We start from the raw sequence: 23,339 nt of genomic DNA on the forward strand, positions 1-23,339 counted from the left end.
CACATGACGAAACAGGGAACCGACGTGAGCTGGGCGCTCCGTGATCTCGTGGAGTCCATCCCGGAGATCCGCTTCGCCCTCGTGGCCTCCAGCGACGGCAAGGCCATCACCTCTTTTGGCGCCGACGACCCCGACGACGTCGACCGCTTCGCCGCCGTCGTGGCCGGCCTGCAGGCACTGGCCCAGCCGGTCGCCGAGCAGTTCCCCAAGTACGCGGGGCAACTGCGGCTGGCCATGATCGAGGTCGACGGCGGGCACCTCTTCGTCGTACGCGCCGGTGTGGAGACGTATCTGGGCGTCCTCGCCAGGGAGGGCCTCGACCAGGGCCTCCTCGGACACCAGATGAGGGATCTGGCCCGCAGGATGGGTGAGCTCCTCGGCACCACTCCGCGCCTGGAGGAGCACTCTGGATGAGTGCTCCCCGCCGGCCCACGGACCCGTCCGGTCTCGAGCGCTACTACGTCCTCACCCGAGGACGTAGCGGACCGGGCGGTTCGGCGTCGAGCCTCGACGTGGCGACCCTCATCGTCTCCCGCACCGCCCCCGTACCGGGCATGCAGCACGAGCACGAGGAGATACTCCGGCGCTGCCGCGATCCGCTGTCGGTCGCCGAACTCGGCGCCCACCTCGGTTTGCCCTTCAACATTCTCGCGGTGCTGCTGGCCGATCTGCTCGAGGCAGGCCGCGTCGAAGCCCGTGACCCCATCCCGGCGCACGCCGTCGGCCGCGGGCCCGACCTCGCGCTCCTTGAGGAGGTACTCAGTGGACTTCAAAGGCTTTGACCACCCCGGCCGACCGGACGCCGGGGGCACCCGCTCGGTGAAGGTGATGATCGCCGGCGGCTTCGGCACCGGGAAGACCACGATGGTCCGCTCGGTCAGCGACATCAAGCCGCTGACCACCGAGGAGACCCTCACCCAGGCGAGCGCCGACGTCGACCACCTCATCGGTGTCGCCGACAAGACGCAGACCACCGTCAGCCTGGACTTCGGCAAGATCAGCCTCAACGACAGCCTGATGCTGTACCTGTTCGGCACCCCCGGGCAGGAGCGTTTCTGGTTCCTGTGGAACGGCCTGTTCAAGGGCGCGCTCGGCGCGGTCGTCCTGGTCGACACCCGGCGCCTGGCCTCCAGCTTCCGGGCGATCGAGGAGATGGAGCGCCAGAACGTCCCCTTCGTGGTGGCCCTGAACGTCTTCCCGGACTCCAAGGACTACCCGGTCGACGAGATACGGGACGCCCTGGACATACCCCCGCACACCCCGGTCGTGTCCTGCGACGCCCGTGACCGGGCCTCCAGCCGTGACGTGCTCGTCGCGCTGATCCGTCACCTGAAGGACCGCTCCGCCGTAGCACTGGAGCCCCGATGAACGACCAGACCTTAAACGGTCCCGACACCCCCCGCGGCTGCCCCTTCGCCCACGGCGGGGCCGACCTCATCCGGCTGTACGGCCCGGAAGCGGCCACCGACCCGCAGGCCATCTACGAGCGGCTGCGCAAGGAGCACGGTTCCGTCGCGCCGGTGCTGCTGGAGGGCGACGTGCCGGCCTGGCTGGTGCTCGGCTACCGAGACAACCGGCGGGTGCTGGACAACCCCCGCCAGTTCAGCCGGGACGCCCGCATCTGGCGGGACTGGCGGGAGGGCCGTATCCCGGAGACCTCGCCGCTGGTGCCGATGGTGGGCTGGCGGCCCGACTGCGTCTCCCAGGACGGGGAGCCGCACCGCAGGCTGCGCGGGGCGGTCACCGACGGACTCCTGGCCGCCTCGAGCCGCGGTGTCCGGCGGCACGCCACGTACTTCGCGAACAAGCAGATCGACGCGTTCGCCGACGCGGGACGCGCCGACCTGGTGGCGGACTACGCCGACCACCTGCCGATGCTCGTGCTCACCCGGATCCTGGGCCTTCCGGCGGCGGACGGCCGGCGCCTGGTCGAGTCCTGCGCCCAGGTTTTCAAGGGCGGCGAGGACGCCCTCGTGCACAACGACCGCATCATGCAGATCCTGGGCGAACTCGCCCAGCGCAAGCGGTCGGAGCCGGGTTCGGACTTCACCACCGCCCTGCTGGAGCACCCGGCGGGCCTGGACGAGGACGAGGTCGTCAGCCATCTGCGCCTGGTGCTGATCGCCGCGCACACCACGACCAGCAACCTGCTGGCCCGGGTGCTGGAGCTGGTCCTGACCGACACCGCGCGGCTGTCCAAGCTGATCGGCGGTCAGCTGACCGTGTCGGCCGTGGTGGAGGAGGTCATGTGGGACACCCCGCCGCTGGCCGTCCTGCCGGGGCGGTTCGCCGCCAGCGACCTGGAGCTCGGCGGGCACCACATCGAGGAGGGCGACCTGCTCCTGCTCGGCCTCGCCCCCGGCAACGTCGATCCGGAGATCCGGCCCGCCGACGGCGTCGCGCTCCAGGGCAACCAGTCGCACCTGGCCTTCAGTTCCGGTCCGCACGAGTGCCCGGGGCAGAGCATCGGCCAGTCCATCATCGAGATCGCGGTGGACGTCCTGCTGCACCGGCTGACGGGGCTGCGACTGGCCGTGCCGCCGGAGGAGCTCAGCTCGACCGCCTCCACGTGGGAGTCCCGACTGGACAGCCTGCCGGTCGAGTTCGCCGTCTAGGCCACATCGTGGGACCGCTGCCCGGCCGGTGACCGGCCGGGCAGCGTCGTTGCGGGGCGCAGACGGTGGCTCACCTGCTCAGCAGGCCGGAGCAGGACCGAGGCGTCAGCCGTCGAGCCAGTCGCCCGCGACGCCCGAGGGGTGGTATCCCGTGGCGTTCCAGAGGAAGTGCGGGTGGGCGCAGCCGAACATGTAAGCGAGCAGGGTGGTGTCTTCCCTCCCGGTCTGCGGGTCGTGCAGGGCGTGGAACCTTTCGGCCCCGACCGCGCCGGCGTCCTCCTGGACATGACGAGCGCGGGCCGGGGACGGAGCGGCCATGGATGCCTCCACGCCGGCGATGTAGGTGCGGCGCAGGATCTCCCAGGTGCTGTCGATGTTGCCGTACCAGGGGCCGTGCACTGCTTCGAAGGCGTGCAGCTCGGTGTCGAAGAGGGGCCATGCCTGGGGGTGCTGGGCTCGGCAGCGTGCGGACAGCTCGGCGGTCCGGGGGCTCAGCGCCGGTGCGGTGGGCCGCGGCGCGATGGTGAGGGTGGTGCCGTGGGTGAGGATGCCGGCGCACGAGTTGGGCTGCAGGTCGCACAGCGGGCACCCGTCGGCCGGGGGGAGGCCCTGGGTGATGCCGTCGAACCACAGGGCGTGGCGGCCCGTGAGCCCCATCCAGACGATGGTGGTGGTCATCAGCCAGGTGTTCCACATCGGGGGATGCGCCTCGGGCATGCAGCCGTACTTGACCAGGGCTATGGCGCAGGCGGCGTAGAGGGCCTTGGTGTGGGTCGGCATGTCGGCGAGCCAGAAGTTGCTTATCTCGCCGGTGAGGGCGTCGGCTCGTACGTCGGCCATGTCGTCGATGACGCGGCACAGCAGCAGGGAGGCGAGGTGTTCTTCCTGCCAGAGTTCCGTGTCGGGCGAGACGTGCCAGAACAGGCAGTCCAGCATCTGCAGCAGTGAGTAGGTGCTCTGGCCGAGCGGGTTGCTCTGCGGAAGGGTGACGCTGCCCGTGTCGTGCTGCTGGAGCCAGTACTCGTCGACGGATCGCTTGTGGGCTGCGAAGAGCCCGCAGACCAGGGCCCGTGCGCTGTTGGTGCTGAAATTCTCGGCCAGGCGGCCTTCGACGAGCTGGGTGAGGCGCGTGGTGTCGATGGTGTCGATCACGCGCTTGTATTCGTGGAAGACGAGGATGTCGTCCTCGAAGCGGTGGCGGTGGCCGAGGTCTCGTTCGAGGTCGTTCATCTGCCGGGTCCAGGACCATCCACCGGTCAGGACGCTGTCGAGTTCCCGGCGGTACGGCCAGGTCTTGACGGTGAGGGGACGGCCGGCGCTCTGCCGCCAGCCGTAGTCGTCCAGCGTGCGGGCGGGGGGCGTGGGCAGCCAACTGCACAGCGGGCAGGCGCAGCCGGCTGTCTGCTCCTGCCCGCGTGGCGGGGTGAGTGCCCGGCTCCTCCAGGCCCCCTCCAGCATCATGGAGGTCAGTCGGCAGAGCTCGACATCGGTGCTGACTTCGGGGAAGGCCGCTTCGATCATGCGCAGGCCCGCGTCGAGGTGTCCCAGCCTGGCGTGGCCCTCCTCGTCGGGCGGCAGGAACGTGCCCGGCGCCAGACGGAGGGCTCCCTCCACATGCAGCGTGGTGCCGTACCGGGGGACTCCGAATGCGTCCAGCCGCTGCTGAGCGGCGTTCTGGCACCTCTGGAACTGCTCCGTGCTCCCGTTGACGTGGTTCACCAAGAGTCGGGCCAGGGCGTTCCCCGCCTCCGCGGGCTGGAGCTGGGCGCTTGACTGCGCCGGGAGCAAGCTGTCGGCGGACGCCTTCGGAACAGCACCAACGACTCGAGGTTTCACACCGGTTTCCCTTCGAAATGTGTTTCTGGCAGCGGAATCGACCGACCGCGCGGTCGGTTGGCCGGTCGTGTCCGGGAAGTGCCCCCGGCCGTGCGCGCGGAGGGTCACGTGACCGCCCGCACGCTCGAACTGGGGTTCGCGATAAGAAAGTTGAACCGACAAGCGGTACCAGGCTGCCCAACCCGTAAATGATCAACACGTTACCTGACGGTGATGTTCGTTACTGCTCGAGCCTTGTGAGTTGCGTAGACTCCCGCCCTTTCCGCAGGTGGGAAGAGCGGGTGCGCGAGGCCGGCGAACCGGAGGGGCGCGAACCGCCGTGCGGCGGACGGTGGTTGACCGCCGACTGAATCAACCGCGGCGGGATATCCGCAAGGTACCGGCGGCGGGACAGCGAACGCCCGCGCCCCGAACCTTGCGGAGGAGACATGGCACTGGTGAAAGCGGGCGTCGTGGTGCTCGACTGCGCCGAACCCGAGCGGCTCGCCGTGTTCTACCAGGAGCTTCTGGCGGGCGAGCAGACGGACGCGACCGCCAACCGCGTCGAGATCAGGAGCGCCGACGGCTTCCGGATCGCGTTCCGCCGCGACGTCAACGCGACACCGCCGAGCTGGCCGCGCCCGGAGAACTCCCTCCAGGCCCATCTCGACTTCGTGGTGGAGGATCTGGACACGGTCGAGCGCAAGGTCGTCGAGCTCGGCGGCCGGCCGCTGGAGACACGGGACGCGTCCGGCCCGTTCGAGGAGCGCGGCTACGCCGACCCGGCCGGCCACACCTTCACCCTGCGGCGCGTCCCGTCGACCGCGCCGAAGCAGGGCTGAGGCCTGTCGCGGAGGCGTCGTCGTCGCGGCAGGCGCCACTTGCGCGACGGGCCCCGAGCCGCGGGCACGTACGGCCCGCGGCGCCGGGGGAGGCTCCGCTCACTTCCGGCCGTTCAGTCCCGGCCGCCCTTGTCGGTGGCCGGCCAGACGCCGGTCGAGCGTTCGACGGCCTTGGCGCCCGCGCGGTCGGCGGCGCTGCGCACCACGGCGAAGAGGGCGCCCTGGACCGCGGCGGCGAGCAGCACCTCTCCCCAGCCCCGGTCGCGGTCCAGCGCGTCGGGCGCGTCCTCCTCGTGCCGGACCGCCATCCACACCTTGCGGAAGGCGACCCCCGCGAGGGCGCCGCTCGCCCAGCCCAGGGCGAAGCCGAGCGGCTTGTAGGCGAGGGGCAGTTTGAGCTTCTTCTTCTTGGCCACGTGTCTCTCCTTGTCGTGGTCAGGACCTTGTCTTGGTTCAAGGCCTTGTCGTGGGTCAGGCCCCTGCCGTGGGGCAGGCCCCTGTCGTGGGTCGAGATCCCTGTCGTGGGTCAGGGCCGTCCCCGTGCCGGAACCTCCTCGTCGGCCGGCACGGGGCCCGGCGGGGTGCCGTCGCCGAACGGGCGGCCGCCGAGTTCCTCCCGGTGATGCGGGGCGAGCCGGCCGGACAGATCCGGTCCCAGGGGCACGATCCCGGTCGGGTTGATGCCGGTGTGCACCTGGTGGTAGTGCCGCTTGATGTGGTCGAAGTCGACGGTGCGCCGAAACCGGGGGTCTGGTAGAGGTCGCGGGCGTACGCCCACAGCACCGGGTTCTCCGACAGCTTCCAGCGGTTGCACTTGAAGTGACCGCGGTAGACGGCGTCGAAACGGACCAGCGTGGTGAACAGCCGGATGTCCGCCTCGGTGATCGTGTCGCCGACGAGGTAGCGCTGCCGGGCCAGCCGGTCCGCCAGCGCCTCCAGCCGCCTGAAGACGCCGGCGCACGCCGCCTCGTACTCGTCCTGGCCGGTCGCGAAGCCCGCAGCCCGCTCGGTACACGCCGTTGTTGACGTCCTCGTAGACGTCCGCCATGACCGCGTCGATCTCGTCGCGCCGGGCCCGCGGGTACAGGTCGGGCGCTCCCTCGCGGTGCAGGGCCGTCCACTCGGTGGCGAAGTCGAGGGTGAGCTGCCGGTAGTCGTTGGTCACCAGCGTCCCGTCGGTCACGTCCACGATCGCGGGCACGCTCACGCCGCCCGGGTAGCCGGTCTCCCGCCGGTCGTAGGCCTCGCTCAGGAAGCGGATGCCGAGGACCGGGTCGCGCCCGTCCGGGTCCAGGGTGACGCGCCGGCTGTGGTCGTCCTGGATCGGGTCCGCGACGGCGAGCGAGAGCGCCTTCTCCAGGCCGAGCAGGCGCCGCGAGATCAGCGCCCGGCTCGCCCACGGGCAGGCCCGGCTCACCACCAGCCGGTAGCGTCCCGCCCGCACCGGCCGGCCGTCCCGGCCGTCGGCGGTGATCCGGTCGGCGAAGTGGCTCCGGGACCGTTTGAACGGCTTGCCGCCGTAGGCGCTGTTGCCGTCGCCTGCCATGGATGCCTCCTCGTGGCGCCCGTGCTCCTGACGATCGTGTTTCCCGTAGTTCCCCGTAGTTCCCTGAGGTTCCCCGAACTTCTCCGAAGTTCCCCGTCGTTTCCCGAATCGTGCCTCCCGGCCGGTATGCGCGGCGCGGAGCGGGGCAGTCGGCGAAGGTGAGCGGGACAACATCGGACAAGAAGGCAGACCGTCGGACACGCGTCACCGTACTGGTGGCGCTGATGGCGAACCTGGTGATCGCCGTCGCCAAAGCGGTGGGGGGACTGCTGGCCGGATCACCGGCCCTGCTGTCGGAGGCGGCGCACTCGGTGGCCGACAGCCTGAACGAGGTCTTCCTGCTGGCCGCGCTGCGGCGCAGCCGCCGCCCGGCCGACGAGCGCCATCCCTTCGGCTACGGCAAGGAGCGGTTCTTCTGGTCGCTCCTCGCGGCCGTCGGGATCTTCGTGATGGGCGGCTGCTTCTCCGTCTTCCAGGGCTTCGAGGCGCTGCACAACGGCGCCGAGGAGAAGCTGAGCGGATACGTGGCCGGCCTGATCGTGCTGGGGGTCGCCTTCGTCGCCGAGGGCGCCTCCCTGCTGCGGGCCCTGCACCAGGTGCGGCGGCAGGGCGGCGAGAGCGGTCTGCGCGACCCGGCGCTGCGCACCGTGGTCGCCGAGGACGGCACGGCGGTGATCGGCGTGACGCTGGCCGCCGTGGGCATGGCGCTGCACATGGTGACCGGGCAGGTCGTGTGGGAGGCGTCCGCCTCGTTCGCCATCGGTGCGCTGCTCGTCTTCGTCGCCTACCACCTGGGCCGGGAGGCACGCGACCAGCTGATCGGGGAGGCCGCCGACCCCGAGGCGGCGGACCGTATCCGGGCCCTGCTGGAGGCGGAGCCCGAAATCGACAGCGTGGAGGCGCTGTTCACGATGAAGACGGGCCTCGACACGGCCTTGGTGGCCGCCCGCGTCGACCTGATGCCCGGTCTGGACAGCGAGCGGGTGGAGGAGGTCGCCGTGCGGATCAAGCGCTCCCTCGCGCGGGCCGTGGCGGAGGCCGACCAGATCTTCCTCGACATCACCGACCGGACGGCACAGGAGGCACGCGAAAGCCCCGCCGCGACGGGGGAACGCGGCGGGGCCTGACAGCCACGTGCCCGGTGGTGCGGGATTCATGCGGTCCCCGCGGAAGATTCCTCCGCGGGAACCGCGCACGTCACCCGTCGGCCGGTTCCAGCACGAACACCGGGATCTCGCGTTCGGTCTTCCGCTGGTAGTCGGCGTACGGCGGGAAGGCCGCCACGGCCCGCTCCCACCACTCGGACTTCTCCGCGCCGCGGACCTCACGGGCGACCATGTCGCGCTTCACCGGCCCGTCCTGGAGCTCCACGTGCGGGTCCTTCCTGACGTTGTGATACCAGACCGGGTGCGTGGGCGCGCCGCCCATCGAGGCGACCGCCGCGTAGCGCCCCTGGTGCTCCACGCGCATCAGCGGCGTCTTGCGGATCTTGCCGCTCCTGGCGCCACGGGTGGTGAGCACGATCACGGGCAGTCCGGTGTCGAGCAGGGTCGTCCCCTCGGTGCCGCCGGAGCTCTCGTACAGCTCCACCTGCTCGCGCACCCACTGTGTCGGGCTGGGTTCGTACTCGCCCTCAAGAGGCATGGCATCCGTCCCATCGTCCGGTCGTACGGCTGACTCGCACCGGGTCTCGACACCGATGCGTGCGGTGTTTATCCTGGTTTACTGCTGTTTGTCCCGCTTAATCCATTCATCACTTTTCGCCCTTGTTGATTCTCCCCGGCGCACCGCCGACGGGCGCGTGGACGCGGCGGGGCGACCGGCGATACCCGGCCAGAATGCGCGCGCCGGTGATCTGGCCGAACTTCTCGTGGCCCCTTGGATGCCCGGGGCATCTAATGAGGGCCCTGCACGACGCGCCCATCGTCTGCGAGGTCTTCCATGACGGAAACGGAACCCGTCGTCTTCCCCCAGGACCGGACCTGTCCCTACCACCCGCCCGCCGCCTACGAGCCCCTGCGCGCCGCCCGCCCGCTGGCCCGGGTGACACTCTACGACGGCCGGCCGGCCTGGCTGGTGACGGGACACGCGCTCGCCCGTGAACTCCTGTCCGACCAGCGGCTGTCGGCGGAACGCACCCACCCCGACTTCCCGTCCCCCACCGAGCGCTTCGCGGCCGCCAGGAAGCGGAGGATCGCGCTGCTCGGCGTCGACGACCCCGAACACCGCACCCAGCGGCGCAGGATGATCCCGGACTTCACTCTCCGGCGGGCCGCCGCGCTGCGCCCGCACATCCAGCGGATCGTCGACGAACGGATCGACGCCCTGATCGCCCAGGGGCCGCCCGCCGAACTGGTGAACGCCTTCGCGATCCCGGTCCCGTCCATGACGATCTGCGCGCTGCTCGGAGTGCCCTACGCCGACCACGAGTTCTTCGAGGGGCAGTCACGGCGGCTGCTGCGCGGCCCGACGTCCGCCGACATAGCGGACGCGCGTGACCAACTGGACTCCTACTTCGAGGAGTTGATCGACCACAAGCTGCAACAGGCTGAACCTGGCGACGGCGTGCTCGACGAACTCGTCCACCAGCGGCTGCGCGAGGGGGAGATGGACCGCGAGGAGGTCGCCTCCCTGGCGACCGTCCTGCTGGTCGCCGGTCATGAGACGACCGCGAACATGATCTCCCTCGGCACGTTCACGCTGCTGCGGCACCCGCGGCGGCTGGCCGAGCTGCGCGCGGACCCCGGGCTGCTGCCCGCCGCGGTGGAGGAGCTGCTGCGCCTGCTGTCGATCGCCGACACGCTGGCGCGCCTGGCGACGCGGGACATCGAGGTGGCCGGGACGACGATCCGGGCGGGTGACGCGGTGCTCTTCTCGACCACGATCGTCAACCGGGACGAGGACGTCTACGGCGATCCCGACGCCATCGACTTCCACCGCCCGGCCCGCCACCACGTCGCGTTCGGCTTCGGCATCCACCAGTGCCTCGGCCAGAACCTGGCCCGCGCGGAGATGGAGATCGCCTTCGGCGCCCTGCTGGCCCGGCTGCCCGGCCTGCGCCTCGCCGCCCCGCCGGAGGAGATCCCCTTCAAGCCCGGCGACACCATTCAGGGGATGCTGGAACTCCCCGTGACCTGGTGAGGGGCTGAGGCCATGCGCATCGACATCGACAAGGACCTCTGCATCGGCGCGGGCCAGTGCGCCCTGGCCGCCCCGGAGGTGTTCACCCAGGACGACGACGGGCTCAGCGCCCTGCGGCCGGGGCGCGAGGACGGCGGCGGCGACCCGATGGTGCGGGAGGCGGTGCGGGCCTGCCCGGTGGGCGCCGTCACCGTGTCCGGAGACTGAGTTCAGCGGGCCCGCAGCAGCAGGCGTGCCGTCTCGCGCGCCTCCCGCGCGGGCCGCGCGCTGCCCGTGATGCCGGCGGTCACCATGGCGCCCTCGGCCAGCAGGAACAACTGCCCGGCGAGCGTGCCGGGCAGCCCGGCGTCCGCCACCAGCCCGGCCAGGTAGGCGCGGAACGCCCGCTTGTGCGCGCGGACCTGGGCGGCCACCCGGGGTGAGGTGGCGCCCAGTTCGCCGTAGGAGTTGATCCACGCGCAGCCGCGGAAGCCGTCCTCGCCGAACCACTCGTGGAGCCAGTCGAAGACCGCCAGGATCCGCTCCTCGGGGTCCTCGTGGCGCTCGACGTACGCGGCCAGCCGCCCGCGCCAGCGCTCGTCGCGCCGCTCCAGGTACGCCTCGACCAGTTGCTCCTTCGCCGGGAAGAGCTGGTAGAGCCGCTTCAGCGACAGGCCGCAGGCGCCGCGTATCTCGTCCATGCCGACGCACTGCACGCCCCGCCCGTAGAAGAGCCTCTCCGCGGCGTCCAGCGCCTGCTCCCGGGCGGCTGCGCTGTCCATGACGGCCATGTCCGTACGACCTCTCCTTGACGTGAGAACGAGCGTTCTCCTACGGTAGCAGCCAGGCGTGAGAACGAGCGTTCTCCGCTCCGTCGCCCGCCGAGGAGGAGAGCCCCATGGCCGACCGGCCGCCCCTGCCCCCGTTCACCCGCGAGACCGCCGCACAGAAGGTCCAGGCCGCCGAGGACGCCTGGAACACCCGTGACCCGCACCGGGTCGCGCTCGCCTACTCGGAGGACTCGGTGTGGCGCAACCGCGACACCTTCCTCACCGGCCGTGCCCGGATCATCGAGTTCCTGACCCGCAAGTGGGAGCGCGAACGGGACTACGCGCTGCGCAAGGACCTGTGGGCGTTCGACGGCCACCGCATCGCCGTCCGCTTCCAGTACGAGTCCCGGGACGCCGACGGCCGCTGGTGGCGCTCCTACGGCAACGAACTGTGGGAGTTCGACGAGCACGGCCTGATGACCCGGCGCGAGGCGAGCATCGACGACGTGCCCATCGCGGAGCAGCAGCGCCGCATCCGCGGCCCGCGGCCCGAGGCCGAGCGCGGGACGTCCTTCCCGCTTCAGTAGGGTTCCGGAGTGATCGAACAGGACGCGAAGCCGGACGAGAAGCCCTTCCTCTACGTCGTCGTCTGCGCCGCCGGGATCGCCGCCGGCGTCGGCGGGCTGATCGCCGCCGCGCAGCGGCGGGGCTGGGAGGTCGGGGTGATCGCGACGCCGGTCGCGATGAACGGCTTCTTCGACACGGCGGCCGTCGAGACCCTCACGGGCCGCCCCGTCCGCTCCGCCTGGCGCACCCCCGGCGATCCGCGCCCCTTCCCGCCGCCGGACGCGGTCGTGGTCGCACCCGCCACCTTCAACACCGTCAACAAGTGGGCGGCGGGCCTCGCCGACACCCTCGCCGTCGCCACCCTCTGCGAGACCTGCGGCCTGGGCGTCCCCGTCGCCGTACTGCCGTGCGTGTCCGACGCGTTGGCCGCCCACCCCGCCTATCAGGACAGCCTGATCCGGCTGCGCGCCATGGGCGTCCGGTTCGGCGAACCGTACTCCGGCGAGCCGGATGGGGACGGCGTGCGGCCGGAGTTCGGCTGGGAGCGGGCCCTGGACCTGGTCGAGCGGGGGTGACGGCGGCGCCCGGGACCCGTTCTCACCGCACCTCGCGGACGTAGTCGGCGCTGCCCGGCGTGGACACCTCCACGTCCCGGCGCACGATGCTCAGCCGGCCGCCGAAGCCCGCGAGCGCCTTGCGCAGCCCGCTGTCGGTGTACTCGACGACCACCACCCGGTCGTCGAAGGCGCGTGCGTAGGCGCCGCACTCGTCCTGGGCGCCGCACTCCTCCGCCACCGCGAAGTCCAGCCCGGCCTTCTTGCGCACCCCGGCCAGCTCCACCGTGTTCTTCTGCGCGATCGCCAGACCCCTGGCGTGCGCGTGCCGCGACAGCAGGGCGATGAAGGCGGTGGCGTCGTTCGCGGTCAGCAGGTGGCGGGAGCGGGTGTAGCTGTCGTAGTTGTCCGGCTCCACCGCGTCGAAGCCCTTGTCGGCGCAGCCGTCGACGAACCGGTTGATCCGCGCGGCCACCCGCCGCCTCTTGGCCGCCGTGCGGATGTCCAGCAGCGCCTCGTCCCAGTCCCGGTCGACGACCACCCTGCCGCGGCCGTCCCGCAGCAGCAGGCCGGCGGGCCAGGCCCCGCGCTCCCCGGGCTGGGCCTGGAAGGCGTTGACGTAACAGATGTTGTAGAGGCCGGGCGCAGGGGACGCCGTACGGTCCCGGGTGACGATCCGCACGCCGGACGGCGGGGGATAGGCGCCGCCGATCTGGTAGTCGAAGCCGGCGTGGCGCGGCGGGAGGCGGACCGCCGGGTCCTCGGCCTCCCCGCCGGAGCCGCACGCCGTCAGACCGGCGAGAAGAAGGAAACAAGCGCCGACGGCCGTCCCGGCCCCTCCGGCGCGCAAGACACCCACGGTGGGCATGTCCGCTCCCACGATCGCGGGCACGACCCCGCCTCGGACCCGCGCGGGGCGGCAATCCTGGCGACTCGGGCCGGACTTGGAGCTCGTCCGCTACCGGCTGGGCGTACCTCTGCGTGCCGAACCACGGCACGCGGACGATCAAAGCGCGGATGCCGGCGGCGGGTCAAGAAGGGCCGGGCGCGGGCGCGAACCAGCCCCGAGACGCCGTGACGCCGGCCGAACACGGAATGAGCCGCGCGAAGTTGGCGAAACTTTCCTGGCCGTACACCCCGTATCCGGTCACCGGACACTGACGCGGGCCCGCTTGTCGACACACTGTTGAATGCCGGCGGGGATGCCCGGAGCGCAAAAGCATGCGCTCTCTTGTTACATATTGCTGAGCTGTGCAAAGGTGTGTTCTGTCGGCGCACGGACGGCAGCCGTTCCCCTGTGCGCGCGAGGCCGCTCCCGCGTTCGCCTTCCGCTTCAAGAGAGCTTTTGCAGGCGTGCGTTCGAGAAGCCGAATCCCGTATGTGCGGAGCAGCCGCGGTGTCGGCGGCTCCCGTGCCGTGTGGTATGCACTCGATACCGCACGCCCTCGAGAGGAATGCAGCCGTGAAAGACGTCGGTCTGTCGAATTCCCCCGCAGCCGTGCGCGAGTTCGAAGCGACGGACGAACAACTGAGCACCGAACTCAAGAAGTGGACGGGTACGACACCCGCGCTTCAGCCTGTGGGTGAACTCCTCGACCGGCACTGGGAAGCGGCGTTCGCCTATGCCCGGTTGTGCACCGACGGCGCCCGCAATGCGGGAATGCTCACGTCCGCCGCGTTCACCAGACTTTTCGGCGAATCCCTGCGGCAGAACGGGCCGACCTCCGCCTGGCGGCCCGCGCTTCTGCTCACCGTGGGCCGGATCGCCGCCGAGTGGGACGGCGACGGCAGACGCGAGATGCTCCATCCGGACCTGCGCTCCGCGGAGGGCGAGGACCAACGCCTGGCGGCCCGCCTGCTGCCGCCGCCCCACCGGCGGCTGCTGACCGAGGCGTTCCAGCGGCTGCCCCAGCCGGCGCGCTGCCTGGTGTGGCACACGGAGGTCGAGTCCGAGCCCCTCGACGTGCCCGCCCGGCTGCTCGGCCTGGACGTCGAGAGGGCCGACGTCGAACTGGCCCGGGCGCGTGAGCGGCTGCGCGAGGAGTGCCTCCAGGTCCACCGCGAACTCGCGCCGGAGCAGGAGTGCCGGAGCTATCTGCGGATGCTCGACGTGACCTACCGGCGCGGCGGGGTCCACATCGACCTCGACCTCGCCGGCCACCTGAGCCGCTGCACACACTGCCGTGACACCGCCGACCAGCTGAGCCGGTTCGAGGAGGGCCTCGGCCTGGCGCTGGCCGAGGCGGTGCTCGGCTGGGGAGCACGGGGCTACGTCGAGTTCTGGGCCGAACGCGACGAGCGCGACGCCGCCGCCGAGGAAGCCCGGCCCCCGGTGTTCCCGGGCGAGTCCTTCACCTCGGCGGAGCCCGCAGTGCCCGCACCGCCGGCGGCGCCGCCGGCCCCGTCCGCGCCGCCCGCGCGGCCCGGTCCGCCGACCGGCCCCCGCACCGGCAGGCGGGCGGCCGCCCGCCGGGCGACGCGCCGGGCCGCCCGGCGCGCGGCCGCCCGCCGCCGCAACCTCGCCGCCGCCGTCGTGACGGTCAGCGGGCTGGTCGTCCTCCCGCTGGTCCTGTGGTCCGTCCTCGGCTCCTGGGACGGCACCGCCCCGTCCGGCGGCGTCCGGCCCTCCCGGAGCCCCGGCACCGGGGGCAAGAGCGCGACCGGAGCCCCGTCCTGGGCGGGCGCGGGCTCGTCCGCCGACGGCACCGTGCGCGGCCGCCTGCACAACGTCGGCTCGGGGCTGTGCGTCGCCGTCGTCGGCGCGAAGACCGTCGCGGGCGCCGAGACGGAACTGGCCAAGTGCTCCTCGGCGCCCGGCCAGCAGTGGTCGTACGCGACCGACGGACTGCTGCGCAGCGGCGCCGACCCCGGCCTGTGCCTCGACTCCCGCCTCGGCTACTCGGTGCAACTGACGCCGTGCACGGGCGAATCCGCGGAGAGCGGCAGGAGCATCCGCTACGACTTCACCCTGCGCGGGACACTGGTGCCGCGCTGGGACCGGGACCTGGCCCTGACCCCCGCCGCCACCGACGGGTCGGGTGCCCTGGTCGTCAAGACCCGGGACGACAGCGACGTGCAGCGCTGGGCGTTCGACACCTCCAAGACCGACCTGCAGATGGAGGCCGTCAACTGGGACGCCGACGGCAGCCCCGGGCCGGTGCGCACGCCCACCCCCCGCGCCTCCACGGCGCCCTCCACCACGCCGACGCCGTCCACCACGCCGTCCGCCTCGCCGACGACCGCGCAGCCGTCGCCCTCGGCGTCGCCGTCCGCCCCCGTCCGGGACGGGCGGGGCGGCTGGGGCTCCGGCGGGGGATACGGAGGCGGCTGGGGCCGTCACTGACCGGCCCGGTCAGGCCCCGGCGACCCGCAGCGACAGCCACAGCGCCGCCACCGCCGGGACGAGCGCGGCCGGCACGGTGAGCAGGCCGAGCCGGGTGAACTCGCCCAGCTCCGCCTCATGGCCGTGCCGGCGCGCGACGCGCCGCCACAGCAGTGTCGCGAGCGATCCCGCGTACGTCAGGTTCGGCCCGATGTTCACCCCGAGCAGCACCGCGAGGACCGCACCCGGCCCGGCCGGGGCGGTCAGCGGCAGCAGGACCAGCACCGCCGGCAGGTTGTTGATCAGGTTCGCCAGTACGGCGGCCAGCGCGGCGATGCCGAGCAGCGCGGGCAGCCCCGAACCGTGGGGCAGCAGACCGCCGAGCGCCCCGGCGAGCCCGTTGTCGACCACCGCGCGCACCACGATCCCGAGCGCGAGGACGAACGCCAGGAACGCCGGGGCCGCCGCCCGCACCACCGACAGCGGCGTGGCCCGCCGCCGTACGACCGCGCGGCCGGCCAGCACCAGCGCTCCCGCCAGCGCGACCCACGCCGGTTCGACGCCGGCTGCCGAGGCCACGACGAACCCGGCCAGCGTGCAGCCCACGGTGACCAGCGCGAACAGCGGCAGCCGGGGCGTCTCACCGGGCTCGGGCGAGCGGGCGGGCGCGATCAGGTCGGCGGCGAAGAAGCGACGCAGGACCAGGTACTCCGCGCCGATCGCCACCAGCCACGGCAGCGCCATCAGCGCCGCGAAGCGGGTGAAGCTCAGGCCGCTCGCCGCGAAGGCCAGCAGGTTGGTCAGGTTCGACACGGGCAGCAGCAGCGAGGCGGTGTTCGACAGGTGTGCGCACGCGTAGAGGTGCGGTTTGGCGCGCACGCCGGCCCGGGCCGCGGTGGCGAACACCACCGGCGTCAGCAGCACCACCGTGGCGTCCAGGCTGAGCACGGCCGTGATCGCCGAGGCCAGCGCGAACACCGCCACCAGCAGCCGCCGGGGCGACCCGGCGGCGTGGCGCGCCGTCCACGCCCCGCACGCCCGGAACAGGCCCTCCACGTCGCAGAAGTGGGCCAGCACCAGCACCGCCGCCAGGAATCCGACGACAGGCCCCAGCCGCTCGGCCTCGGCCTGGGCGTGCCCCAGCGAGATCGCTCCCGTGACGACGGCCACCCCGGCGGCCGGGACGGCCGCCGCGGCCTCGGGCAGCCCCTTGGGACGCAGTACGGCGAAGGCCAGCACGGCGACGAGCAGGGCGACGGACAGGGTCTCGGCGAGCGGGGTGTTCAGGGCGGGTCCTTCGGGCGGGCGGTGCGGGGACATCCATCAAAACAGGCCACGGTGAGCGGTTTCCCCCGGGCCCCCTCGACCGCCAGGGACTCCCCGGACCACATGGCTCCCCGGACCGGCTAGCCCCTCAGGACCCCGCCGGACTCCGTCGGACCCGGCCGAGCCCCGCCGCTCAGATGCCGCTGCCGGGGCGGAGCACCGTCAGGTACACCGTGGAGGAGTTGCCGGACACCGGGACCTGGCCGCCCGTCCACGTCACGGTGAGGGAGTCCAGCTCGTCCGGCGGGGTGACCAGCACGGACGCGGGAGTGGCCGGGTCGGCGCCGCTGACGTCGGGGTTGGAGAAGGACAGCCCCGCCCACGCGCTCCCGCCCGGGGCGAGCGTCACGGTCGTCGGCGTGCCCGGCGAGCGCTTCGGGTCCGGGCCGAGCTGGTGCCCCGACGCGTCGACGAACGCGGCGCCCGGGTAGCCGCGCACGGTGCAGGTGCGGGAGGAGGTGTTGGTCAGGACGACCGGGAAGTGCTCCTGCCCGGCGCCGGGGTCGTTGGGGCCGACGGTCGCCCGCAGCTCGGAGGTGTGACAGCGGCCCCCGGACGCGGTGGCGGTCCGGGACGCGGTGGCGCCGGCCGTGACGGCCGTGGCGGTGGCGCTCGCGTCCGGGGCGGTCGTCGCCGGGCCGGCCGTGGAACCGGCCGCCGAGCCGGTCGCGGAGCCGGCGGTGCGGCCGCCGGTGACCGGCGTGGCCGTGCCGGGCTGCGTCCGCGTGCTGCTCGCCGTGCCGTCGCCGCCGGCGCCGCAGGCTGTCAGCAGTCCCAGCACGGCGACCGCGCTCGCGAGCAGGGCTGCCCGGTGGGTGGAGCGGGACGTATCAGTCATGTTCCTCAGCACTCCAGGAGATTCCTCGCACACGCCCGGCATGTGCGTACTGGGCGCTTTGCGCGCCGTCACGAGTGTGGAGGCAGGCCCCACCGGAAGAGTTCGCGGTCCGGTCCCGATTCCGTCTCACTTTCCGGCACTTCCGGAGCCGAGCCGGAGCCGAGCCGGAGCCGAGGACGCGGCCGTCCGCCGGGGCCTGCGCCGGGGACGGGTACCCCGCACCGGCCGGGCCGGACGCGCCGGCCGGCCCGGCCGTCGTCTCACTCCTCCTCGAGCAGCCCTATCTCCGCCCAGATCGTCTTGCCGTCCGCCGTGTGCCGGCTGCCCCAGCGCTGGGTGAGCTGGGCGACCAGGAGCAGCCCGCGGCCGCCCTCGTCCCAGGTCTTGGCGCGGCGCAGGTGCGGGGCCGTGTGGCTGGTGTCGGAGACCTCGCAGATCAGCGTGGTCGCGTCGTGGATCAGCCGGAGCCGGATGGGGCGGGCGCCGTAGCGGATGGCGTTGGTGACGAGTTCGCTGACCACGAGCTCGGCGGTGAACGCCGCATCCTGAAGCCCCCAGGTGTCGAGCTGCTCGACCACCTGTTTGCGGACGGGGGCGACCAGCGCGGGGTCGGCGGGGATGTCCCACGTCGAGACCTGGGAGGGGGGCAGCCCACGGGTGCGGGCCAGCAGCAGCGCCACGTCGTCGGCGGCGCCGCCCGCGGGCAGCAGAGCGTGCAGGATCCGGTCGCAGGTCTCGTCCAGCGAGTCGGTGTACGTCGCCAGGGCCTCGCGCAGCAGCCGGTGGCCGGCGTCCCCGTCCCAGTCGCGGGACTCGATCAGCCCGTCCGTGTAGAACGACAGCACGCTGCCCTCGCTCAGGTCGAGGTCGGCGGACTCGAACGGCAGCCCGCCCAGGCCCAGCGGCGGCCCGGCCGGCAGGTGGATCTGCCGGGGCTCGCCCCCGGGCGGCACCACCAACGGCGACGGGTGCCCGGCACGGGCCATCGTGCAGTGCCGGGAGACCGGGTCGTACACCGCGTACAGGCAGGTCGCGCCGACCTCGCCGGGACGGCCCTCGCCGCCGGTGTCCGCGGACAGCCGTACGACGAGGTCGTCGAGGTGGGTCAGCAGTTCCTCGGGGGCCAGGTCGATGTCGGCGAGGGTGCGCACGGCGGTGCGCAGCCGGCCCATGGTGGCCGAGGCCTGGACGCCGTGGCCGATGACGTCGCCGACGACCATGGCGACCCGCATCCCGGACAGCGGGATCACGTCGAACCAGTCGCCGCCCACGCCGGCCCGCGCGGCCGGCAGATAGCGGGAGGCGGCGTCCACCGCGGGCGTCCGCGGCAGCGAGCGGGGCAGCAGGCTGCGCTGCAGGGCGAGGGCGGTCTCGCGCTCGCGGGAGAAGCGGCGGGCGTTGTCGATGCAGACGGCGGCCCGGGCCGTGATCTCCTCCGCGAGCAGGACGTCGTCGGCGGTGAAGGGTTCCGGGTTCCGGTGCCGGGTGAGCACCGCCACGCCGAGGGTCAGACCGCGGGCCCGGATCGGCACGGACATCACGGAGTGCATGCCGAGTTCCCGCACGCGTTCGCGCCGTGGCAGGTTCCAGGCCAGCCAGTGGTCCAGTTCGCCGGAGCCGAGAGCGCCCACGATGGTCCTGCCCGCGGTGAGCGAGTCGGCCTGCGGGGAGGAGGCCGGGTAGAGCTCGACGTGGCCGACCTGGGTCACCACCTCGGGGATGCCCTCGAGCACCGACTGGTGCGCGGCCCGCCGCAGGCTGACCGGCGCGGTGATGCGGGCCGGGGGCTCACCGCCGTAGTCCTGCGGGTCGATCAGGTCGACGGTGGCGAAGTCGGTGAGCGCGGGCACGCACATGTCCGCGAGCTCCTGCGCCGTACGGGCGACGTCGAGGGTGGTGCCGATGCGCACACTGGCCTCGTTGACCAGTTGCAGCCGCTGCCGGGAACGGTAGTTCTCGGTGAAGTCGTGGGCGGCCGCGCACACGCCCCGGACCCGCCCGTCCGGGTCCATGACCGGTGCCATTCGGATCAGCCACGCGTGCGCGCGGTCCTCGCCGCCGGCCCGCAGGTACGTCCGCACCTCTTGCGGCCGTCCGGTGGTGAGCACCCCGACCATGTGGCGCTCGAGCTCCTCGTTCTGAACTTTGCCGCCGATCTCGGGCATGCGCAGTCCCCGGATGCGTTCCTCGGGCAGCCCGATCACGTCGGCCATGGCGTCATTGATGCGGTACAGGCGCAGCCGGTCGTCGTAGACGGCGACGGCGCAGGGAGCCTGGGCCAGGGCCGCCCTGGACAGCGGGTCGTCGGGGGAGACGGGCCGGTCGCCCTCCAACGGGGTGTACACGAGCCAGCGGCCCGGGCCGCCGCCGTGCGGGGACCCACGCCGGTGCGCGAGTAGCCACACGCGGACCGCGCGGCCGTCGCGGTGACGCAGGGTGACGATGCCGTGCCAGCGCGGTCCGACGGGCGGGAGCACGGTGTCCGGGGTGTCGCGGACCAGCAGGCACCCGGCGGGACGTCCCACCACCTCGGCGGCGGACCAGCCGAGCAGCCGCTCCGCGCCGGCGTTCCACTCGAGCAGGGTGCCGGAGTCGTCGATGGCAGCCCGGGCCGTCGCCGCGTCGTCGAACGGGTAGACCGGGCTCATCGTCGCCACTCCATTGCGCACTCTCAGTGAACAGGCGCGTCACTTGTGTTCCAGCCTAGTGCGTCCGGGCCTCGCGTGAACGGTGGCCCCCGGGAGTGAGCCGCCCGGCACGGTCAAGGGGGATTTTCGGCCGTTGTGGCGCATGAGGCAGGAGAGCGGTGCCGCACCCTTGACTGCCGCGCATGACAGACCGTCAGAATCTGTTTGGTTACGATCAGTTGTGAGTGCTTCTGATCCCTGATGAGGGGGAGCGGCCATGACGGTCACGCGCAGATCGGTTCTGATCGCCTCCACGGCCGCGCCCGCGGCCGGGGCCTTACCGGGTGCCGGAGCGGCGCGGGCCGCCGAAGCCGCAGCGGGCCGGCCCGGCCGCCACACCGTCGCCCTGCGTGACGGCTGGCGCTTCGCGCTGGTCGCCCGGGCGGGATCACCGACCCCACCGGCGCGTACGCGGGGGCGGCCGACCCCGGCTACGACGACTCGGCGTGGCGCGAGGTCGCGGTGCCGCACGACTGGAGCATCGAGCAGACGCCCACCACCGACCACGGCACCAGCAGCGGCACCGGCTTCCTCCCCGGCGGCCTCGGCTGGTACCGCCTCGCCTTCACGCTGCCGCCCGCCTGGGCCGGGAAGCGGATCTCGGTGGAGTTCGACGGCGTCTACATGGACTCCTCCGTGTACTGCAACGGCACGGAGGCCGGCCGCCACCCCTACGGCTACACCGGCTTCGCCCTCGACCTCACCGACCTGCTGCACACCGACGGCCGTACCGGGAACGTGATCGCGGTCGAGGTGCGCAACCGGCTCCCCAGCAGCCGCTGGTACTCCGGCAGCGGCATCTACCGCGAAGCCCGCCTCGTCGTCACCGAGCCCGTCCACGTCGAGCGCTGGGGCACGTACGTCACCACCCCGGACGTCAGCGCCGAGCGCGCCGCCGTGCGGGTGCGGACCTCGGTGGCGAACGTGTCGCGCACCGCGCGCGAGGTCGAGATCAGGTCCGCGGTCGAGGACCCCGGCGGCCGCACCGTCGCCCGCGCCACGACCACCGTCGAGGTAACGGACAAGACCACAGAGACGCACGAACTCGTCGTCCCGAAACCGAAGTTGTGGGACTTCCCGGCCCCGCACCGCTACACCCTCCGAACCGAACTGCGGGTGGCCGGCGAGACCGTCGACACCTTCCGGACCGTCTTCGGCATCCGCGTCTTCCGCTTCGACCCCGACGAGGGCTTCTCCCTCAACGGCGCCTACGCCAAGATCAAGGGGGTCGACCTGCACCACGACCTGGGCGCGCTCGGCGCGGCGGTCGGCGTCGACGCCGTGCGTCGGCAGATGGACATCATGAAGTCGATGGGCGTCAACGCCCTGCGCACCTCGCACAACCCGCCCTCGCCGCAGCTGGTCGAGGTCTGCGAGTAACTGGGCATCGTGATGACGGTGGAGGCCTTCGACTGCTGGCGGACCGGCAAGACGACGTACGACTACGGCCGGTTCTTCGACGAGTGGTGCGAGAAGGACATCACCGAGATGGTGCTCGCGGCGCGCAACTCGCCCGCCGTGGTGCTGTGGTCCATCGGCAACGAGATCCCCGACTCCACCTCCGTCGCCGGCCTCGCCATGGCCGACCGCCTCATCGCCGCCGTCAAGGCGGCCGACGACACCCGGCCCCTCGTCATCGGCTCCGACAAGTACCGCTCACTGCCGGCGAAGGGGTCCGCGGCCGACCTGATGCTCGCCAAGCTCGACGGACTCGGTCTGGACTACAACACCGCCAAGTCGGTGGACGCCCTGCACGCGGCCTACCCGCACCTGTTCCTCTTCGAGTCCGAGCCGTCCTCGCAGACCTCCACCCGCGGCACGTACCAGGAGCCGGAGCACCTGAACACCGGCGAGAACCACACCCCGGGCAGGCGGGCGACCTCCTCCTACGACAACAACCTCGCCTCGTGGACCATGAGCGGCGAGTACGGCCACAAGAAGGACCGCGACCGCAGGTGGTTCGCCGGGCAGTTCCTGTGGTCGGGCATCGACTACCTCGGGGAGCCGACCCCCTACGACGTCTTCCCGGTCAAGGCGTCCTTCTTCGGCGCGGTCGACACGGCCGGCTTCCCCAAGGACATGTACCACCTCTTCCGCAGCCAGTGGACGAGCGAGCCGATGGTCCACCTGCTGCCCATGACCTGGAACCACCAGGAGGGCGACACGGTCGAGGTCTGGGGGTACTCCAACGTCCCCACCGTCGAACTCCTCCTCGACGGCGAGTCCCTGGGCGTCCGCACCTTCGACACCAAGCGGACCACCGACGGGCGCGCCTACCTGGAGACCACCGAGGCGACCGGAGACGACAAGACCGTCACCGCAGGTCCCTGGCCGGGCAGTTGCACCAGTCCCACCGGCAGCGTGGGCAAGCTGCACCTCACCTGGAAAGTGCCCTACCGTCCGGGCGAGTTGAAGGCGGTGGCGCGCAGGGACGGCAGGGCGGTCGCCACCGACGTGCTGCGCACGGCCGGCCGGCCGTGCGCCGTGCGCCTGAGCGCGGACCGTGAGTCGACGGCGGCCGACGGGCGTTCACTGGTGTTCGTGACCGCCGAGATCGTCGACGCGCGCGGGGTGGTGGTGCCCGACGCCGAGCACCTGATCTCCTTCGACGTCGCGGGCGGCTCCCTCGCCGGGCTCGACAACGGCCGTCAGGAGAGCGCCGAGAGCTACCGGGCGAGCACCCGGACCGCCTTCCACGGCAAGGCGCTCGCGATCGTGCGCTCCGGCACCCGGCCCGGCGCCCTGCGGGTGACCGCGCGCGCCGAGGGGCTTCGGGCGGGCACCGCTACCGTGCGCACCACCGCGGCGAGGACGGCCGCGACCACCCCGCCCGCCGTCCTCCGGCCCGATCGCCCGGCACCCGCCGACTACCCGTACGCGGACGCCAGTCACTCCGGCCGCCCGGACACCCCGCCCGCCGCGATGCTGGACGGCGACGCGGTCACCGGCTGGTCCAACGGCTTCGTCAAGGCGGCCACGGCCCTGCTGCCCGCCTTCCGCGGGGCCCGGCCGCGGGACTGGGTGTCCGTCGACTTCGGGCGCGTGCGCGGCATGGACCGGGTGGAGGTCTCGTGCACCGTGGACGGCACGCACAGCCTGCCCGCGTCGGTCGAGGCCGCGGTGTGGGACGGCCGGCGGTACGTGCCGGTCACCGGGGCGGCCGTGGACTGGGCCACCGCCTCGGACACGCCGACCCTGATCACCTTCGACCCGGTGCGCGGCTCGCGGCTGCGGCTCACCCTGACCAGCAGCCGTCCCGGCGAGCCGGCCGGCGCGTTCCGGATCAGCCGGCTGGAGGTGCCGGCCGGCTGAGCGCGCGTCGCGGTTCGGACGCAAC

Annotated in this window: 19 protein-coding genes and 2 pseudogenes; 12 read left to right on the forward strand and 9 right to left on the reverse strand. The window is 72.5% G+C overall.

Annotation, left to right across the window (positions count from 1 at the left end):
* Positions 1-3 precede the first annotated feature (3 nt).
* From ACH4ZX_RS02580 to ACH4ZX_RS02595, 4 genes are read left to right on the forward strand one after another with little or no spacing between them, the layout of a single operon-like run.
* The gene (locus ACH4ZX_RS02580) at positions 4-414 is read left to right on the forward strand and encodes a roadblock/LC7 domain-containing protein (protein ID WP_324788160.1); all 411 of its coding nucleotides are present in this window, start codon (positions 4-6) and stop codon (positions 412-414) included.
* On the forward strand, positions 411-782 hold the full coding sequence (locus ACH4ZX_RS02585; RefSeq protein WP_324788161.1) for a DUF742 domain-containing protein: 372 nt from the start codon (positions 411-413) through the stop codon (positions 780-782). The genes ACH4ZX_RS02580 and ACH4ZX_RS02585 overlap by 4 nt, the downstream gene beginning before the upstream one ends.
* On the forward strand, positions 763-1,368 hold the full coding sequence (locus ACH4ZX_RS02590) for an ATP/GTP-binding protein (RefSeq protein ID WP_324788162.1): 606 nt from the start codon (positions 763-765) through the stop codon (positions 1,366-1,368). The genes ACH4ZX_RS02585 and ACH4ZX_RS02590 overlap by 20 nt, the downstream gene beginning before the upstream one ends.
* Positions 1,365-2,615: a cytochrome P450 gene (locus ACH4ZX_RS02595; protein ID WP_398266268.1), complete on the forward strand. Its 1,251-nt coding sequence runs from the start codon at positions 1,365-1,367 to the stop codon at positions 2,613-2,615. The genes ACH4ZX_RS02590 and ACH4ZX_RS02595 overlap by 4 nt, the downstream gene beginning before the upstream one ends.
* 105 nt (positions 2,616-2,720) lie before the next feature.
* On the opposite strand, the gene ACH4ZX_RS02600 is transcribed toward ACH4ZX_RS02595, so the two are convergent.
* Complete coding sequence (locus ACH4ZX_RS02600) at positions 2,721-4,334, reverse strand: hypothetical protein (RefSeq protein WP_398266271.1); 1,614 nt, start codon at positions 4,332-4,334, stop codon at positions 2,721-2,723.
* A gap of 545 nt (positions 4,335-4,879) precedes the next feature.
* Between ACH4ZX_RS02600 and ACH4ZX_RS02605 the strand changes: the two genes are divergently transcribed.
* Positions 4,880-5,272 (forward strand): VOC family protein, encoded by a 393-nt coding sequence (locus ACH4ZX_RS02605; RefSeq protein ID WP_360750729.1) that lies wholly within the window; start codon positions 4,880-4,882, stop codon positions 5,270-5,272.
* Positions 5,273-5,385: 113 nt separating this feature from the next.
* Here the strand turns inward: ACH4ZX_RS02605 and ACH4ZX_RS02610 are convergent, their stop codons facing one another.
* Both ACH4ZX_RS02610 and ACH4ZX_RS02615 read right to left on the reverse strand, forming a co-directional pair.
* Positions 5,386-5,688: a DUF4235 domain-containing protein gene (locus ACH4ZX_RS02610; protein ID WP_324788166.1), complete on the reverse strand. Its 303-nt coding sequence runs from the start codon at positions 5,686-5,688 to the stop codon at positions 5,386-5,388.
* 110 nt (positions 5,689-5,798) lie between these two features.
* A pseudogene (locus tag ACH4ZX_RS02615) lies at positions 5,799-6,818 on the reverse strand (glutathione S-transferase family protein).
* Between the two features lie 158 nt (positions 6,819-6,976).
* On the opposite strand from ACH4ZX_RS02615, the gene ACH4ZX_RS02620 reads away from it, so the two are divergent.
* Entirely contained in the window at positions 6,977-7,945 is a 969-nt protein-coding gene (locus ACH4ZX_RS02620; protein ID WP_398266275.1) for a cation diffusion facilitator family transporter, read from the forward strand.
* 70 nt (positions 7,946-8,015) lie between these two features.
* Here the strand turns inward: ACH4ZX_RS02620 and ACH4ZX_RS02625 are convergent, their stop codons facing one another.
* Positions 8,016-8,462: a nitroreductase family deazaflavin-dependent oxidoreductase gene (locus ACH4ZX_RS02625; protein ID WP_398266278.1), complete on the reverse strand. Its 447-nt coding sequence runs from the start codon at positions 8,460-8,462 to the stop codon at positions 8,016-8,018.
* Positions 8,463-8,759: 297 nt separating this feature from the next.
* Here ACH4ZX_RS02625 and ACH4ZX_RS02630 point away from each other — a divergent pair, with 297 nt between their 5' ends.
* Both ACH4ZX_RS02630 and ACH4ZX_RS02635 read left to right on the forward strand, forming a co-directional pair.
* Positions 8,760-9,959 carry a cytochrome P450 gene (locus tag ACH4ZX_RS02630; RefSeq protein ID WP_398266281.1) on the forward strand — a complete coding sequence of 400 codons (1,200 nt, stop codon included), beginning with the start codon at positions 8,760-8,762 and terminating at the stop codon, positions 9,957-9,959.
* A gap of 12 nt (positions 9,960-9,971) precedes the next feature.
* Entirely contained in the window at positions 9,972-10,166 is a 195-nt protein-coding gene (locus ACH4ZX_RS02635) for a ferredoxin (protein ID WP_398266284.1), read from the forward strand.
* Positions 10,167-10,168: 2 nt separating this feature from the next.
* On the opposite strand, the gene ACH4ZX_RS02640 is transcribed toward ACH4ZX_RS02635, so the two are convergent.
* Positions 10,169-10,720: a TetR/AcrR family transcriptional regulator gene (locus tag ACH4ZX_RS02640; RefSeq protein WP_360750758.1), complete on the reverse strand. Its 552-nt coding sequence runs from the start codon at positions 10,718-10,720 to the stop codon at positions 10,169-10,171.
* A gap of 116 nt (positions 10,721-10,836) precedes the next feature.
* On the opposite strand from ACH4ZX_RS02640, the gene ACH4ZX_RS02645 reads away from it, so the two are divergent.
* Together ACH4ZX_RS02645 and ACH4ZX_RS02650 are read left to right on the forward strand one after the other, a co-directional pair.
* Positions 10,837-11,295 carry a nuclear transport factor 2 family protein gene (locus tag ACH4ZX_RS02645; protein WP_398266287.1) on the forward strand — a complete coding sequence of 153 codons (459 nt, stop codon included), beginning with the start codon at positions 10,837-10,839 and terminating at the stop codon, positions 11,293-11,295.
* A gap of 9 nt (positions 11,296-11,304) precedes the next feature.
* Positions 11,305-11,850: a flavoprotein gene (locus tag ACH4ZX_RS02650; RefSeq protein ID WP_398266290.1), complete on the forward strand. Its 546-nt coding sequence runs from the start codon at positions 11,305-11,307 to the stop codon at positions 11,848-11,850.
* A gap of 22 nt (positions 11,851-11,872) precedes the next feature.
* On the opposite strand, the gene ACH4ZX_RS02655 is transcribed toward ACH4ZX_RS02650, so the two are convergent.
* Positions 11,873-12,697, reverse strand: a complete 825-nt coding sequence (locus ACH4ZX_RS02655; protein WP_398266293.1) for an endo alpha-1,4 polygalactosaminidase — start codon at positions 12,695-12,697, stop codon at positions 11,873-11,875.
* 594 nt (positions 12,698-13,291) lie between these two features.
* Here ACH4ZX_RS02655 and ACH4ZX_RS02660 point away from each other — a divergent pair.
* The gene (locus ACH4ZX_RS02660) at positions 13,292-15,172 is read left to right on the forward strand and encodes a ricin-type beta-trefoil lectin domain protein (protein WP_398266296.1); all 1,881 of its coding nucleotides are present in this window, start codon (positions 13,292-13,294) and stop codon (positions 15,170-15,172) included.
* A 9-nt stretch (positions 15,173-15,181) separates the two neighbouring features.
* Here the strand turns inward: ACH4ZX_RS02660 and ACH4ZX_RS02665 are convergent, their stop codons facing one another.
* The 3 genes from ACH4ZX_RS02665 to ACH4ZX_RS02675 form a co-directional block, all read right to left on the reverse strand.
* On the reverse strand, positions 15,182-16,471 hold the full coding sequence (locus ACH4ZX_RS02665) for an SLC13 family permease (RefSeq protein ID WP_398266299.1): 1,290 nt from the start codon (positions 16,469-16,471) through the stop codon (positions 15,182-15,184).
* Between the two features lie 139 nt (positions 16,472-16,610).
* Complete coding sequence (locus ACH4ZX_RS02670) at positions 16,611-17,315, reverse strand: DUF4232 domain-containing protein (RefSeq protein WP_398266302.1); 705 nt, start codon at positions 17,313-17,315, stop codon at positions 16,611-16,613.
* A gap of 260 nt (positions 17,316-17,575) precedes the next feature.
* Positions 17,576-19,963: a SpoIIE family protein phosphatase gene (locus ACH4ZX_RS02675; protein ID WP_398266305.1), complete on the reverse strand. Its 2,388-nt coding sequence runs from the start codon at positions 19,961-19,963 to the stop codon at positions 17,576-17,578.
* 256 nt (positions 19,964-20,219) lie between these two features.
* Here ACH4ZX_RS02675 and ACH4ZX_RS02680 point away from each other — a divergent pair.
* Positions 20,220-23,314 (forward strand): annotated as a pseudogene (locus ACH4ZX_RS02680) (glycoside hydrolase family 2 TIM barrel-domain containing protein).
* Positions 23,315-23,339: the final 25 nt, after the last annotated feature.

It is taken from the genome of Streptomyces sp. NPDC020490 (assembly GCF_044335305.1).
Taxonomy (GTDB): domain Bacteria; phylum Actinomycetota; class Actinomycetes; order Streptomycetales; family Streptomycetaceae; genus Streptomyces.

Excerpts from the sequence above, each read along its gene's own strand:
- ACH4ZX_RS02580 (WP_324788160.1), top strand. The coding sequence starts at position 4 with ATGACGAAACAGGGAACCGACGTGAGCTGGGCGCTCCGTGATCTCGTG.
- ACH4ZX_RS02585 (WP_324788161.1), top strand. The coding sequence starts at position 411 with ATGAGTGCTCCCCGCCGGCCCACGGACCCGTCCGGTCTCGAGCGCTAC.
- ACH4ZX_RS02595 (WP_398266268.1), top strand. The coding sequence starts at position 1,365 with ATGAACGACCAGACCTTAAACGGTCCCGACACCCCCCGCGGCTGCCCC.
- ACH4ZX_RS02605 (WP_360750729.1), top strand. The coding sequence starts at position 4,880 with ATGGCACTGGTGAAAGCGGGCGTCGTGGTGCTCGACTGCGCCGAACCC.
- ACH4ZX_RS02625 (WP_398266278.1), bottom strand. The coding sequence starts at position 8,462 with ATGCCTCTTGAGGGCGAGTACGAACCCAGCCCGACACAGTGGGTGCGC.
- ACH4ZX_RS02630 (WP_398266281.1), top strand. The coding sequence starts at position 8,760 with ATGACGGAAACGGAACCCGTCGTCTTCCCCCAGGACCGGACCTGTCCC.
- ACH4ZX_RS02635 (WP_398266284.1), top strand. The coding sequence starts at position 9,972 with ATGCGCATCGACATCGACAAGGACCTCTGCATCGGCGCGGGCCAGTGC.
- ACH4ZX_RS02640 (WP_360750758.1), bottom strand. The coding sequence starts at position 10,720 with ATGGACAGCGCAGCCGCCCGGGAGCAGGCGCTGGACGCCGCGGAGAGG.
- ACH4ZX_RS02645 (WP_398266287.1), top strand. The coding sequence starts at position 10,837 with ATGGCCGACCGGCCGCCCCTGCCCCCGTTCACCCGCGAGACCGCCGCA.
- ACH4ZX_RS02655 (WP_398266293.1), bottom strand. The coding sequence starts at position 12,697 with ATGCCCACCGTGGGTGTCTTGCGCGCCGGAGGGGCCGGGACGGCCGTC.
- ACH4ZX_RS02665 (WP_398266299.1), bottom strand. The coding sequence starts at position 16,471 with ATGTCCCCGCACCGCCCGCCCGAAGGACCCGCCCTGAACACCCCGCTC.
- ACH4ZX_RS02670 (WP_398266302.1), bottom strand. The coding sequence starts at position 17,315 with ATGACTGATACGTCCCGCTCCACCCACCGGGCAGCCCTGCTCGCGAGC.
- ACH4ZX_RS02675 (WP_398266305.1), bottom strand. The coding sequence starts at position 19,963 with ATGAGCCCGGTCTACCCGTTCGACGACGCGGCGACGGCCCGGGCTGCC.